The sequence below is a fragment of the Gemmobacter sp. genome (assembly GCF_046292685.1).
Lineage (GTDB): Bacteria > Pseudomonadota > Alphaproteobacteria > Rhodobacterales > Rhodobacteraceae > Wagnerdoeblera.
The window spans coordinates 1-13,617 of record NZ_JBKBQM010000065.1; the positions used below are offsets into that span (position 1 = coordinate 1).

At 71.3% G+C, this 13,617-nt stretch carries 14 protein-coding genes; 6 read left to right on the forward strand and 8 right to left on the reverse strand.

Annotation, left to right across the window (positions count from 1 at the left end; translation table 11 throughout):
• Both ACK4S2_RS14245 and ACK4S2_RS14250 read left to right on the forward strand, forming a co-directional pair.
• A partial coding sequence (locus tag ACK4S2_RS14245) for a tRNA guanosine(34) transglycosylase Tgt (RefSeq protein WP_409625735.1) occupies positions 1 to 748 on the forward strand: 748 nt, incomplete at its 5' end.
• An 83-nt stretch (positions 749 to 831) separates the two neighbouring features.
• The gene (locus tag ACK4S2_RS14250; RefSeq protein ID WP_409625738.1) at positions 832 to 2,421 is read left to right on the forward strand and encodes a glucan biosynthesis protein; all 1,590 of its coding nucleotides are present in this window, start codon (positions 832 to 834) and stop codon (positions 2,419 to 2,421) included.
• Here the strand turns inward: ACK4S2_RS14250 and ACK4S2_RS14255 are convergent.
• Entirely contained in the window at positions 2,418 to 2,795 is a 378-nt protein-coding gene (locus ACK4S2_RS14255) for a YigZ family protein (RefSeq protein WP_409625741.1), read from the reverse strand. The two genes, ACK4S2_RS14250 and ACK4S2_RS14255, sit on opposite strands and share 4 nt — an antisense overlap.
• A 250-nt stretch (positions 2,796 to 3,045) precedes the next feature.
• Between ACK4S2_RS14255 and ACK4S2_RS14260 the strand changes: the two genes are divergently transcribed.
• Positions 3,046 to 4,431: a pyridoxal phosphate-dependent decarboxylase family protein gene (locus tag ACK4S2_RS14260; protein ID WP_409625744.1), complete on the forward strand. Its 1,386-nt coding sequence runs from the start codon at positions 3,046 to 3,048 to the stop codon at positions 4,429 to 4,431.
• Complete coding sequence (locus tag ACK4S2_RS14265; RefSeq protein ID WP_409625747.1) at positions 4,428 to 5,309, forward strand: TPM domain-containing protein; 882 nt, start codon at positions 4,428 to 4,430, stop codon at positions 5,307 to 5,309. Before ACK4S2_RS14260 ends, ACK4S2_RS14265 begins: the two co-directional genes overlap by 4 nt.
• A gap of 94 nt (positions 5,310 to 5,403) precedes the next feature.
• Here ACK4S2_RS14265 and ACK4S2_RS14270 read toward each other — a convergent pair whose 3' ends face one another.
• Complete coding sequence (locus tag ACK4S2_RS14270) at positions 5,404 to 6,990, reverse strand: helicase HerA-like domain-containing protein (RefSeq protein ID WP_409625750.1); 1,587 nt, start codon at positions 6,988 to 6,990, stop codon at positions 5,404 to 5,406.
• Positions 6,991 to 7,384: 394 nt separating this feature from the next.
• Between ACK4S2_RS14270 and ACK4S2_RS14275 the strand changes: the two genes are divergently transcribed.
• The gene (locus tag ACK4S2_RS14275) at positions 7,385 to 8,074 is read left to right on the forward strand and encodes an invasion associated locus B family protein (RefSeq protein ID WP_409625753.1); all 690 of its coding nucleotides are present in this window, start codon (positions 7,385 to 7,387) and stop codon (positions 8,072 to 8,074) included.
• A gap of 264 nt (positions 8,075 to 8,338) precedes the next feature.
• Here ACK4S2_RS14275 and ACK4S2_RS14280 read toward each other — a convergent pair whose 3' ends face one another.
• From ACK4S2_RS14280 to ACK4S2_RS14300, 5 genes are all read right to left on the reverse strand, one after another.
• Positions 8,339 to 9,547, reverse strand: coding sequence for a beta-ketoacyl-[acyl-carrier-protein] synthase family protein (locus ACK4S2_RS14280; protein WP_409625756.1), 1,209 nt, complete (start codon positions 9,545 to 9,547; stop codon positions 8,339 to 8,341).
• Positions 9,547 to 9,807 carry an acyl carrier protein gene (locus ACK4S2_RS14285; RefSeq protein ID WP_409625759.1) on the reverse strand — a complete coding sequence of 87 codons (261 nt, stop codon included), beginning with the start codon at positions 9,805 to 9,807 and terminating at the stop codon, positions 9,547 to 9,549. Before ACK4S2_RS14285 ends, ACK4S2_RS14280 begins: the two co-directional genes overlap by 1 nt.
• On the reverse strand, positions 9,804 to 10,916 hold the full coding sequence (lpxD, locus tag ACK4S2_RS14290; protein WP_409625762.1) for a UDP-3-O-(3-hydroxymyristoyl)glucosamine N-acyltransferase: 1,113 nt from the start codon (positions 10,914 to 10,916) through the stop codon (positions 9,804 to 9,806). The genes ACK4S2_RS14285 and lpxD overlap by 4 nt, the downstream gene beginning before the upstream one ends.
• A gap of 107 nt (positions 10,917 to 11,023) precedes the next feature.
• Entirely contained in the window at positions 11,024 to 12,190 is a 1,167-nt protein-coding gene (locus ACK4S2_RS14295) for a M20 aminoacylase family protein (RefSeq protein ID WP_409625765.1), read from the reverse strand.
• A 40-nt stretch (positions 12,191 to 12,230) separates the two neighbouring features.
• Positions 12,231 to 12,473, reverse strand: a complete 243-nt coding sequence (locus ACK4S2_RS14300) for a hypothetical protein (protein ID WP_409625769.1) — start codon at positions 12,471 to 12,473, stop codon at positions 12,231 to 12,233.
• A gap of 156 nt (positions 12,474 to 12,629) precedes the next feature.
• Here ACK4S2_RS14300 and ACK4S2_RS14305 point away from each other — a divergent pair, with 156 nt between their 5' ends.
• Positions 12,630 to 13,028, forward strand: a complete 399-nt coding sequence (locus ACK4S2_RS14305; protein ID WP_409625773.1) for a 5-carboxymethyl-2-hydroxymuconate isomerase — start codon at positions 12,630 to 12,632, stop codon at positions 13,026 to 13,028.
• Positions 13,029 to 13,103: 75 nt separating this feature from the next.
• Here the strand turns inward: ACK4S2_RS14305 and ACK4S2_RS14310 are convergent.
• Positions 13,104 to 13,617 (reverse strand): TonB family protein (locus tag ACK4S2_RS14310; RefSeq protein WP_409625776.1); only part of this gene is annotated, 514 nt, incomplete at its 5' end.

The window sequence follows — 13,617 nt, forward strand, 5'->3', positions numbered from 1 at the left end:
CGAGCGCAGCATGGAAATCCAGCGGCTGCTGGGGTCGGACATCGTGATGTGCTTCGACGAATGCCCGGCCTTGCCGGCCGACGAGGCAACGGTGGCCGCCAGCATGCGCCTGTCGATGCGCTGGGCCCAGCGCAGCCGCGACGCCTTCGGCGACCGGCCGGGGCATGCGCTGTTCGGCATCATGCAAGGCGGGGTCACGCGGGCGTTGCGCGAGGAAAGTGCCGCGGCGCTGCGCGCGATCGGCTTCGACGGTTATGCCATCGGCGGGCTGGCGGTGGGCGAAGGCCAGGAGGCGATGTTCGGCGTGCTGGACTATGCCCCGGCCCTGCTGCCCGAGGACCGGCCGCGCTATCTGATGGGGGTGGGCAAGCCCGACGACATCGTCGGCGCGGTGGAACGCGGCATCGACATGATGGATTGCGTGCTGCCCAGCCGTTCGGGGCGCACCGGCCAGGCCTGGACGCGGCGCGGCGCGGTGAACCTGAAGAACGCCCGCCACCAGGACGACCCCCGCCCGCTGGACGAGGCCTGCACCTGCCCGGCCTGCCGCGACTACAGCCGCGCCTATCTGCACCACGTGATCCGCTCGGGCGAGATCATCGGGTCGATGCTGCTGACCTGGCACAACCTGCACTACTATCAGCAGCTGATGCAGGGCCTGCGCGACGCGATCGAGGCCGGGCGGCTGGCGGCCTTTGTCGCCGCGTTCCACGCCCTGCGCGCCGGCGGCGACATCGAGCGGCTCTAGCCCGGCCGCGATGCCCACTTGATTTTCGCCGGGATTTGCGGCCATCGCCTCGCGCGGGTCCGGCCCCCTGCCGGACGCATCCGATGGAGCCCGCCTTGCCCTTGCCGTTCCGCCCGCTTTCCGCCGCCCTGACCCTGGCCGCCGCCCTGATGGCCGCCGCCCCCGGCCTGGCCCAGCAAACCGCCGCCCCCTTCGTGCCGGTGCTGGGCGCCCCTGCCCCGTTCAGCTTCGAGCTGCTGGCCGACCGCGCCAAGGCGCTGGCGCTGGCGCCCTATGTGCCCACCCCGGTCGAACAGCCCGAGGTGCTGGAAAAGATCGATTACGACGCCCACTGGCGCATCCGCTTTCGCCCCGAGGCGACGGTGATGGCCGGCAAGACCCCGGTGCAGTTCTTTCACCTCGGCACCTATTTCCGCCAGCCGGTGAAGATGTTCATCACCACGGGCGACACCGCGCAGAAGGTGACCTACGATCCGGGCTTCTTCGACATGCCCGAAGACAGCCCGGCCCGCGGCCTGACCCGCGGCGCAGGCTTTGCCGGGTTCCGCATCATGCGCCCCGACCTCAAGTCGGACTGGATCTCCTTCCTCGGGGCGGCCTATTTCCGCACCGACGGCGCCTTGCGGCAATACGGCCAGTCGGCCCGCGCGCTGGCGCTCGATACCGGGTTGCCCACGCCCGAGGAGTTTCCGCGCTTCACCGAATTCTACATCGGCGAGGCCGAAGACGGCCGCGTCCTCATCCATGCGCTCATGGACGGGCCGCGCGTTGCCGGCGCCTATCGCATGGCGATTTCCCATGTCGAGGGCCAGGGCCAGGTGATGGAGATCGACAGCCGCCTGTTCTTCCGCGCCGCGGTCGAACGGCTGGGCGTTGCGCCCCTGACCAGCATGTTCTGGTATTCGGAAACCAACCGCTACCAGGCCACCGACTGGCGCCCCGAGGTGCACGATACCGACGGGCTGATGCTGCTGACCGGCGCGGGCGAACAGATCTGGCGCCCGCTCAACAACCCCGACCGGGTGGTCACCTCGAGCTTTGCCGACGAAAACCCCCGCGGCTTCGGGCTGGTGCAGCGCGACCGCGCCTTCGCCAGTTACGAGGACGACGGCGTGTTCTACGACCGCCGCCCGGCGGTCTGGGTGGAACCCACCCACGGTTGGGGCAAGGGCGCGGTGCAGCTGGTGGAAATCCCCACCGACGACGAGATCTACGACAACATCGTGGCGTTCTGGAACCCGGCCGAGCCGCCGCAGGCGGGCAGCGAACGCGCGTTCGGGTATCGGCTGCACTGGGTGGACCAGGTGCCGGTGGGCGGCGCGCTCGCCCGGACGGTCGCCACGCGCTATGCCCACGGCGGCGTGCCGGGCCAGCCGCGCCCGGCCGACCTGACCAAGGTGGTGATCGATTTCGAAGGCCCGGCGGTCAAGGGCCTCGGCCAGCAGGATGGCGTGACGCCCGAGGTGACGGCGCCGGCGGGGGTCGAGATCGTCAACCCCTACGCGCTGCCCGTGGTCGGCACCGACCGCTGGCGGCTGATCTTCGATGTGCGCGCACCGGCGGGCACCGATACGCTGGACCTGCGCGCCTATCTCTCGCGCGACGGCGCGCCGCTGACGGAAACCTGGCTGGGCCAGCTGCACCCTGCGCAGCTGCACGGCTATTTCCGCTAGGGCGCGGCCCCGCCCCCGGCCGGGCCGCCCTGCCCGGCCAGCCAGACCCGCACCGCCTGCGCCACGTGGCGAAAGCGGTCGCCGCCCAGGGGCTTGCCGCCATACCAGCGCGTGACCACGACCACGTGGTCGCGCAAACCCGCGGCCTCCAGCTGGCGCAGGATGATGGCACCGGCCCCGGCCTCGCCATCGTCGGCCTTCACCGGCCCCTCGGCCCCGATCAGCGCCCAGCTGTGATGCGTGGCGCGGGCAAAGCGGCGGTCTCGGCACAGCGCGCGGACAAAGGCGCGCGCCTCGGCCTCGGTCCGGGCCGGGCCGCCCGCCACGGCATAGCGCGACCCGCGGTCGGAAATGACGTTGTCGATGATGCGCATGCCCGCCCTCCGCTTCCGCCCCGGTGCTGGCACGGCGCGCCGCGGCGGGCAAGAGCCGGCGCAAGCGCCCGGGTGCCTTTCACCTTGACCCAAATATCCCGGGGTGAGCCGCGCCAGCGGCGAGGGGCAGAGCCCCTGCCCTGCTGCACCCTCCGCCGCGCCGACGGCCCGCCGATGCGGCGCCGGCGGCTTGCCCCCGCAGGCCAAGGGTGCAAGATGCGCGCCGGGACGATGGCGAAAGGGTGCCGGAATGAACCACGACGACTTGCGCGACTGGTCGAAGCGCGCCGCAGACTGGACGCAAGATTACCATGCCACCTTGCGCAGCCGGCCGGTCCGCGCACAGACCCTGCCCGGCGCCACCCGCGCCGCCTTGCCTGCCGCTGCCCCGGAATCGCCCGAGCCGATGGAGGCGATCTGGGCCGATTTCGAACGGCTGATCCCCCCGGCGATGACGCATTGGCAGCACCCGCGCTTCTTCGCCTATTTCCCGGCCAATGCCGCGCCGGCCAGCATGCTGGCCAGCCAGCTGGCCAATGCCATCGCGGCGCAAGGCATGCTGTGGCAAACCGCGCCGGCGGCGACCGAGCTGGAACAGGCGATGGTCGGCTGGCTGCGTGCGGCGCTGGGCCTGCCCGACCGTTTCGGCGGCACCATCCACGACAGCGCCACCACCGCCACGCTGTCGGCGGTGCTGACCATGCGCGAACGGGCGCTGGACTGGGCCGGGGTGCAACAGGGCCTGTCGGAGGCGCCGCGGTTGCGGCTCTATGCCAGCGCCGAAACCCATTCGAGTGTGGACAAGGCCGCGCGCATCGCCGGCATCGGGCAGGAAAACCTGGTCAAGGTGCCCACCGATTCCACCTTGTCGATGAAGCCCGGGGCACTGGCCGGCGCCATCGCCGCCGACCGCGCGGCAGGGTATCTGCCGATCGGCGTGGTGATCTGCGCGGGCGGCACCTCGGTCGGGGCCTTCGACCGGGCGGCGGATGTGGTGGCGGTGGCCAAGGCGGCGGGCCTGCCCACGCATGTCGATGCCGCCTGGGCCGGCAGCGCGATGATCTGCCCCGAGTTCCGCGACCTCTGGGCCGGGGTCGAAGGTGCGGACAGCATCGTGTTCAACCCGCACAAGTGGCTCGGCGCGCAGTTCGACTGTTCGGTGCAGTTCATCGCCGAGCCGCGCCACCAGATCCGCACGCTGGGCCTGCGCCCGACCTATCTGGAAACCCCCGGCCAGGACGAGATCGTCAATTTCAACGAATGGACCGTGCCGCTGGGGCGCAGCTTCCGGGCGCTGAAGCTGTGGTTCCTGCTGCGGGCGCAGGGGCTCGAGGATTTGCGCGGGCGCATCCGCAACCATGTCGCCTGGTCGCGCGCGCTGTGCGAGCGCCTGCGGGCCATGCCGGGGGTCGAGATCGTGACCGAACCGTCGCTGTCGCTGTTCAGCTTTGCGCTGGCCGAAGGCGATGCGGCGACCGAGGCCCTGCTGGCGCGGATCAACGACGACGGTCGGGTCTACCTGACCCAGACGCGGCACCGCGGCCGCTATGCGATCCGGGTGCAGGTCGGGTCGTTCGACTGCACCGAAGCCGATGTGATGACCGTGGCCGAGGTGGTGCAGGAGCTGCGGGCATGATCCTGCGCGCGCTGGCGGTGGTGCTGGCGCTGGCGCTGCCGGGGGCAGCGCAGGATCTGCCCGCGCCGCTGTCGCCCTTCGTCAGCGATTTTGCCGGGGTGCTGGACGCATCCGCCGAGGCGCGGCTGACCGAACGGCTGCGCGCCTTGCGCGCCGATCCGGGGGTGGAGGTGGCGGTGGTCACGCTGGCGCGCCTGCCCGGCGGCGAGGCGGCGCTGGAAGCCCATGCCACCCGGCTGTTCAACGCCTGGGGCATCGGCGATGCCGAGGCCAACGACGGCGTGCTGCTGCTGCTGGCGGTGGAGGATCGCGCCGCGCGGATCGAGCTGGGCGCCGGATACCCCCCCGTCTGGGACAATCGCGCGCAGCGGGTGATGGCGGCGCTGATGGTGCCGCGCTTTGCCGCCGGCGACCCGGCCGGCGGGCTGGAAGCCGGGTTGCAAGGGCTGGAGGAGTATATCCTGCGCCCGTTCAAGGCCGGGGCGGCGGTGCAGGGCACCGACGACATGCCGGCGGTGCCGGACGCGGGATCGGGCGGGGGCCTGGGCGCGGACTTCCTGATCTTTGTCGCCTTCGTCGCGGGCATCTTCGGCTTGCAGGGCTGGCGCGCCCGGCACCGGATCGGCGACCGGCTGGCCCAGCGCCGCCCCTGCCCCGGCTGCGGCCGGCCGGGCGTGGTGGTGGAACGTGTCGCCACCCTGCCGCCGGGCGAGACGACGCCGGGGTTGGAGACGGTCAGCCGGCGCTGCCCCTCCTGCGGCTGGCATCTGGACCGCAGCGAGCCGTTGCCGTCGCGGGCCGCGCGGCGCGATGGCGGGGGCAGCGGCGGGTTCGGTGGCGGGCGGTCTTCGGGCGGGGGCGCCTCGGGGCGGTGGTAGGGGGCGCCGGGCAAGGGGCGCAAGCATAGGGGCGCTGCCCCTCGCCGCTGGCGCGGCTCACCCCGGGATATTTGGGGCAAGGTGAAAGGGCGGCTCAGCGCGCCTTGAACAGCGTGCCGAGGATGCCGCGCACGATGGCCTGGCCGGATTTGGTGCCAAGCTGGCGGGCCACCGACTTGGCGAAGGTTTCGGCGATGCTGTCGGGTTCGCGCGAGGATGTGGTGCGGCGCGTGGTGGTGGTGGCGGTCGGCCGGCGCGGCGGTTCGTAGCGCGGCGTCGGGTCGTAGCGGCGGGCGTTGCGATAGTCGCGGTCGCGGTCGGCTTCGGCCTTCTGGCGCGCGGCTTCGGCCTCGGCCCGGGCGGTTTCGGCGGCCGCGGCCTCGGCCCGGCGGGCGAGAATCTCGTGGGCGGAGTCGCGGTCGATGACGCGTTCGTATTTGCCGGCGAGCGGCGAGGCGGCGATCAGCGCGGCGCGGGTGCCGGGGTCGATGGGGCCGAGGCTGGCCGACGGCGGGCGCACCAGCGTGCGTTCCACCATGCCGGGGATGCCCTTTTCCAGCAGGAAGGAGGTCACCGCCTCGCCGGTGCCGACCTCGCGGATGGCGTCTTCGGTGGAAAAGCGCGGGTTGGGGCGGTAGTTCTGCGCCGCCATGCGCAGTTCCTTCTGATCCCGGGCGGTGAAGGCGCGCAGCGCGTGCTGCACGCGGTTGCCCAGCTGGCCCAGCACCGCATCGGGCACGTCGGCCGGATTCTGGGTGATGAAATAGACCCCCACCCCCTTGGAGCGGATCAGGCGCGCGACCTGTTCGACCTTGTCCACCAGCGCCTTGGGCGCACCGTCGAACAGGAGGTGCGCCTCGTCGAAGAAGAACACCAGTTTCGGCTTGTCGGGGTTGCCGACCTCGGGCAGTTCCTCGAACAGTTCCGACAGCAGCCACAGCAGGAAGCTGGCGTAAAGCCGGGGCGCGTTCATGAGCCGTTCGGCCGACAGGATGTTGATGCGCCCCTTTCCGGTGGCCGGGTCGGTCAGCAGCATGTCCGACAGCGCCAGCGCCGGTTCGCCGAACAGCGCAGCACCGCCCTGGTTTTCCAGCACCAGCAGGCGGCGCTGGATCGCCCCGACCGAGGCCGGCGAGACATGGCCCCAGGTGGTGCCCACCGCCCTGGCGTTTTCGGCTACCCATTGCAGCATCGCCGTGAGATCCTTGAAATCCAAAAGCGGCAGGCCCTGTTCGTCGGCGATGCGGAAGGCGATGTTCAGCACGCCTTCCTGCGCCTCGGACAGTTCCAGCATCCGGCTGAGCAGCAAGGGCCCCATTTCCGCCACCGTGGTGCGGATCGGGTGGCCCTGCTGGCCCCAGATATCCCAGAAGGTCACCGGAAAACTGTCGTAGCGCAGGTCGAGCCCGATGGTGGCTGCGCGTTTCAGGAAGGCGCCGTGCAGCCTGGCCTGATCCGACCCCGGCAAGGCCAGGCCCGCGAGGTCGCCCTTGACGTCCGAGAGGAACACCGGCACCCCGGCGGCCGAGAACCCTTCGGCCAGCACCTGCAGGGTGACGGTCTTGCCGGTGCCGGTGGCGCCGGCGATCAGGCCGTGCCGGTTGCCGTAGCCGAGCAGCAGATACTGCGGTTCGCCATGGCCTTCGCCGCCGCCGCCTACGAAGATCCGGTCTGTCGTCATGCTGGTCCTCTTGCCTTGCTGCGCGCCGGGGCAGCGCCCGGACGCTATCGGCGGCCAGCATGCGCCGATCCGGGGCCGGGCCGCAAGCGCCGCGGTTGCATGGGCCGCGGAACGGCGATTTCGAGCCCCGTTGTCACAGAATTGATGTTGACGGAAAGGGCCGCGGCGAATAGCGTTTGGCCCATAAGTCGGCCGGTCCGACAGGGAGCAACAAACACCGGGAAAGGGGCCTTACGGGGCCCTTTTCCTTTTGGGCTTCAAGAAGTTGTGCCGGGGGCAGATCACGTTTGCGCCATGCGGCCGGCGGCAGGTCGCCGGGGCTGCGTTCCGGGGCTGACTTGCGCGGCGACGCATGATAGACGCGGGCCGAACCTGCTGCGACCACGGGATTGACATGACCTCTTACGCTTCGTTTCTTGCGCTGGCATTGTCGCTGGGGCTGACCACCGCCGGTCTGGCCCAGACCACGACCGCGCCGACCACCCCCACCACGGGAACCGAGGCTCCGGTGACCCAGGAGGACATCAACAAGGCCGGCATCTCGCTGGGCGAAACGGTGGACGGCGTGGGCACGACCTATGTCAAGGAAGTCTTCGGCGACTGGCAGCTGAGCTGCGTGCGCAGCGAAACCGGGGTGGATCCGTGCCAGCTTTACCAGCTGATGCAGGACGACCAGGGCAACTCGGTGGCCGAGATCAACCTGTTCAACCTGCCGCCCGGCACGCAGGCCGCGGCGGGCGCCTCGATCGTGACGCCGCTGGAAACGCTGCTGACGGCGCAGGTGACCATGCGCGTGGACAACGGCCAGGCCAAGCGCTATCCCTTCACGCTTTGTGCCTCGATGGGGTGCATCGCGCGGGTCGGCTTTACCGAGGCCGAGCTGAACAGCTTTCGCCGCGGCAACAAGGCGACCTTCGTGATCGTGCCGGCGATGCTGCCTGACGAGCAGGTGGAAATCACCATGTCGCTCAAGGGCTTTACCGCCGGCTACGAGGCGGTGGTGGCCGCGAACGATGCCGCCGACAAGGCTGCCGCCGAGGCCGCCAAGGCGGCTGCGGCCGCGGCCCCCAAGCAGGGGAACTGACGGCGCGCGGCCGCAGGGCCGGACAGGGCCGCAGGACAAGGGGGGGCCGTGCCGCGGGGCATGGCCCCCCTTTCGGCTGTGGGCCGGGCCCGGCCGACGCCGGGTTCGCGCCGGGGTCACGCAAGCGCGCCGGGTTCACGCAAGCCCGCGCGTGATCTGGGGGCATCCTCTCCGCACCGCCCCTTGCCCCTGCGCCCCATACGGCCGCCGCGCCGGCAAAGCCGCCCCCCGGGCTGGTGGCGCCCGCGCCCTGCGGACCCGCCGCTAGACCCGCCGAAGCGCGATCACCGCGTTCAGGCCGCCGAAGGCGAAGGCGTTGGACAGCACGGCCTCCACCCGCCTTTCGCGCGCCACGTTGGGCACCACGTCCAGCGCGCATTCGGGGTCGGGCTCCTCGTAGCCGATGGTGGGGGCGATGACGCCTTCGGTCAGCGCCAAGAGGCAGGCGAGCAGTTCCACCGCGCCGGTGCCGCCGATGCAGTGCCCGTGCATCGCCTTGGTCGAGGAGATCATCAGCGCATCGGCATGATGCCCGAAGGCATGGGCCACCGCGGCGCATTCGGTCTTGTCGTTGGCGGCGGTGCCGGTGCCGTGGGCGTTGATGTAGCCCACGTTCTCGGGGTTCAGCCGCGCATCGCGCAAGGCGCCGGTGATGGCGCGTTCGGCGCCGGCGGCCTGCGGCATCACGATGTCGCCGGCGTCGGACGACATGGCAAAGCCGGCCACCTCGGCCAGGATCGGCGCGCCGCGGGCGCGGGCGTGGTCCATGTCCTCGAACACGAAGACGCCGGCACCTTCGCCCTGGACCATGCCGTCGCGCGTGAGGCTGAACGGGCGGCAGGCGCTGCGCGACATCACCCGCAGCCCTTCCCAGGCCTTGATCCCGCCAAAGCACAGCATCGCCTCGGACCCGCCGGTCACCATCACCGTCGCAGCCCCCGAGCGCACCATCTGGAAGGCCAGCCCCATCGCGTGGTTGGACGAAGCGCAGGCGGTGGAGACGCTGAACACCGGGCCGCGCAGGTTCCATTCCATGCTGATGTGGCTGGCGGCGGCGTTGTTCATCAGCCGCGGCACGACAAAGGGATGGACGCGATTCTTGCCTTCCTCGTAAACCGCCCGGTAATTCTCGTCCCAGGTGTTCACGCCGCCGCCGGCGGTGCCCAGCACCACGCCCGAGGTCAGCGACAGGTGATCTTCGAACACGAGGCCGGATTGGGTGATCGCCTCGCGCGCGGCGTGCAGGGTGAACTGGGTGAAACGGTCGTAAAGCGCGATCTGCTGGCGGTTGAAATGCGCCTCGGCATCCCAGCCCCGGACCTGCGCGCCGATGCCCACGCCCAGGCGTTCCTTGTCGCGGATGTCGAGCGGGCCGATGCCGCAGCGGCCTTCGCGCATCGCCGCCAGCGTGCCCGGCACATCCTGCGCCAGCGCGTTGACGGTGCCCGCGCCGGTGATCGCCACCCGCCGCATCAGCCGCGCTGCTCGGCGATCAGCCGTTCGACCCCGGCGACGATGGCCGCGACCGACGAGATGTCGAAGTCGGTGCGGCCGGGATCGTTGGCGTTGAAGGGCACGCTGATGTCGAACGCCTCCTCGATGGCGAAGATCGATTCGACCAGGCCCAGGCTGTCGATGCCCAGCGATTGCAGGGTGCTGTCCATGCCGACGTCGGCCACGTCCAGCACGGCCTGCTGGGCGATGATGGCGATGACCTGATCCTTGACGTTCATGTCTCCTCCGGGGCGTCGGCGCCCTTCTGCACGGGTCCGGTAACGGTTTTGCGAAGCTCGGCCACCTGCGCGGCCAGCCGCGGCAGGCGGCGCAGGGCCTTGTTGATCTCGATCTGGGTGTCCATCCTGACCGCGGGGCTGCCCAGGATGGCGCGACCCGCCGGCACGTTGGTGAATATCTTGGTGGCGCCGCCGGCGATGACGTCGTTGCCGACGGTGATGTTGTCGGACACGCCGCATTGCCCGCCCAGCACCACCCGGTCGCCGATCACCGACGACCCGGCGATGCCGACCTGCCCGCACAGCAGGCAGTCGCGGCCGACCTGCACGTTGTGGCCGACATGCACGAGGTTGTCGAGCTTGGTGCCCGCCCCGATGCGGGTGGCGCGGATGGTGCCGCGGTCGATGGTGGCATTGGCACCGATTTCCACGTCGTCGCCGATCTCGACCCCGCCGATGCTGGCGATGCGCAGCCATTTCTGTTCGGTGTAATCGGCGCGCGTGCCCAGGGTGCCGCGCACCTGTTCCACCCCCGACTGCTCGGCGGTGACAAAGGAAAACCCGTCGGCCCCCACCACCGCCCCGGGCTGCGCGACAAGGCGGTGCCCGATGGTGACGCGGTGGCCGATGCGCACCCCGGCATGGATCAGCGCGTCGTCCCCGATCGTCGCGCCGGCGCCGATGCTGACATGGGCGGCGATGCGCGCCCGCGCCCCGATGCGCGCCCCGGCGCCGATGGTGACGAAGGGGCCGATGGCGGCGCCGGCGCCGATGTCTGCCGTGGGGTCGATCACGGTCATGGGGTGCACCCCCTCGGCCAGCCCCGGCCCGGGGTCGAAGGCGGCGGTGATGCCGGCCAGCGCCAGCCGCGGCCGTTCCACCAGAATCGCCGCGGCAAGGCCCAGGGCCTGCCAATCGGCCCCCGACCACAGCACCGCCGCCTGCGCGCGCCCCTGCGCCAGACCGGGGGCATATTTCGGGTCCATCGCCAGCGCCAGATCGCCCGGGCCGGCGGCGGCCGGTTCGGCCACGCCCGACACGCGCAGATCGACCGCGCCCACGGCCCGGGCGCCGATGGCGGCGGCGATTTCGGCGATGCTGTGCGCCATGCGGCACCTTCTTGTTGTTGTGCGGCCCCTTGCGGCCCTGCCCCGATGTAGGCAACCGCAGCGGCGGGGAAAAGCCCCCGCGCGCCAGAGGGGCGCCTGCCCCTAGGTCAGGCGGCGGGCATGCGCGCCTCGGCCAGCCCGACGAACCACGACACCCCGGCCGGAATCACGTTGTCGTCGAAGTCGTAGGCCGGATGATGCACCGAGGCGGTGTCGCCGTTGCCGACCAGGATATAGGCGCCGGGGCGTTCTTCCAGCATGTAGGCAAAATCCTCGCCCCCCATCAGCGGCGGCACCTCCAGCACCTCGCGGCCCGAGACCTCGGCCGCGACGCGCGCGGCATGGACGGTTTCGGCGGCGTGGTTGGCCATCACCGGGTAGCCCGCGCGCCAGGCGATGGTGGCGGTGGCACCGAAGGCCGCGGCGGTGTGTTCGGTCAGCGCGCGGATGCGCGCCTCGGCCAGCGCGCGCATTTCCTTTTCCAGCGTGCGCACGGTGCCGCGCAGCTCCACCGTCTGGGGGATGACGTTGAACGCCTCGGATTCGGTGCGGAACGAGGTGACCGAGACCACCACCGATTTCAGCGGATCGGCGTTGCGGCTGGCGATGGTCTGCAAGGCCAGCACCAGATGCGCCGAAACCACGGTGGGGTCCACCGTATCGTGCGGCTTGGCCGCGTGGCCGCCGCGACCTTCGATCACGATGGAAAAGGTATCGGTCGCGGCAAAGAACGGGCCCGGCCGGATGGCGAACTGGCCCACGGGCAGGCCGGGCATGTTGTGCATGCCGTAAACCTCCTGGATGTTCCAGCGCTCCATCATGCCATCGTCGCACATCACCTTGCCGCCGCCGCCGCCTTCTTCGGCGGGCTGGAAGATCACCACGACGGTGCCGTCGAAGTTGCGGGTTTCGGCCAGGTATTTCGCCGCCCCCAGCAGCATGGCGGTGTGCCCGTCATGCCCGCAGGCGTGCATCACGCCAGGGGTCTTGGAGGCATGCGGCGCCCCCGTCGCCTCGATGATCGGCAGCGCGTCCATGTCGGCGCGCAGGCCGATGACCCGCCCCGACCCGGTGTTGCGGCCGCGGATCACGCCGACCACGCCGGTCTTGCCGATGCCGGTCACCACCTCGTCACAGCCGAAGTCGCGCAGGCGCTGGGCCACGATGCCGGCGGTGCGGTGCACCTCGAACATCAGTTCGGGGTGTTCGTGGAAATCGCGCCGCCAGGCGGCGATTTCGGGCTGCATCTCGGCGATGCGGTTCTTGACGGGCATGGGTCTTCCTTTCAGGCAGAATGCGGCAGGCGCCGCTCGGTCAGCACGACGAACCAGCCGGCCCCGGCCGGGATGGCGTCGCCGTTGAAATCGTATTGCGGGTGGTGCAGCGGCGCGCTGTCGCCGTTGCCGGGCAGGATGAAGGCGCCGGGGCGCGCAAGGATTCGGCCACCCGGGCGGCGGTGCGGTGCACCTCGGACCGGATTTCGGGGGGGCGGTGGAACTCGTGCCGCCAGGCGGTGATCTCGTCGTGCAGCGCGGCGATGCGGTTCTTGACCGGCATGATGGCCCCTCCCTGTGCAAGGGGCAGCGTGACGCAGGGCGCGGGCAGGTTCAACCCCCGGCGCGCCTGCGCCCATCGCCCCGGCGCGCCGGCAGCCCCCCCCTTGCGCAACCGCGCCCGCCGCGCCACCCTGCGCACCCGAGGAGGAGGCGCCCCATGCCGCATCTGCGTTTCGACCATTCGCCCGGCCTGGGCCCGCTGGCCGACCTGCAAGGCTTTGCCGAACACATGCGCGCGGCGATGGTGGCAACAGGTCTGTTCCCGATGGGCGGCATCCGCGTGCGCGGGCACGAGGCCGGGGTGCAGGCGGTGGCCGACGGGTCCGACCGCTGGCACTGGCTGGACATGGAATTGCGCATCGGTCAGGGCCGGTCCGAGGCCGACCGCCGCCGCGCGGTCGAGGCGCTCTATGCCGCCGCCCGGGCCTGGCTGGAACCGCGGCTGGGCGACCGGCCCTTTGCGCTGAGCCTCGAGCTGCGCGAGATCGACCCGCGCTTTTCCGCCAAGGCCTGGAACAGCATCCACGCCACGCTGGCCGGAGAGGGCAGAAGCTAAGTCTTTTCAGGCCGTTGCAGCGCAATATTCGTGCGTTGCGGCAGGATTGCCTGTTTTCCCAACTTTGCCAGAGCCTTATCTGGCGAAGTTCACAGAAATCCGGAACGAAACCGCCTCCACCGTCGCCCCTTGCGGTGCCGGCGGAAAGGGGGCGGCCGCCCGGGCGGCGCGCAAGGCGGCCTCGTCCAGCGCGGCATGGCCTGACGAGGCGGCGACCCGTGCGGCCACCAGCGCCCCCGAAGGCGCCACGGTAACCAGCACCACCACCTTGCCCACCGCGCCCCGTGCCGCAGGGGGGTAGGATTTCTGCCGTTCGATCCGGGCGCGGATCGCGGCCCCCCAGGCGGCGCGCAGATCGTCGCGGCTGGCGCGCGCCTCGGTTGAGGCGGCGGCCTTGCCGCGGTTGCCGGCGGCGGCACCGCCCCCCGCCCCGGCAGCCTTCTGCGCGGGCTGCGCCGGCCGGGCCACCGGCTGCGGCGGCGGGGCGGGCCGAGGCGGCGGGGCCGCAACCCGGGGCGGGTCGGGCAAAGACGGCGCCCCCTCTGCCGGCGCCGGCGGTGGCGGCGCCGGCCGAGGGGGCGGGGGCGCC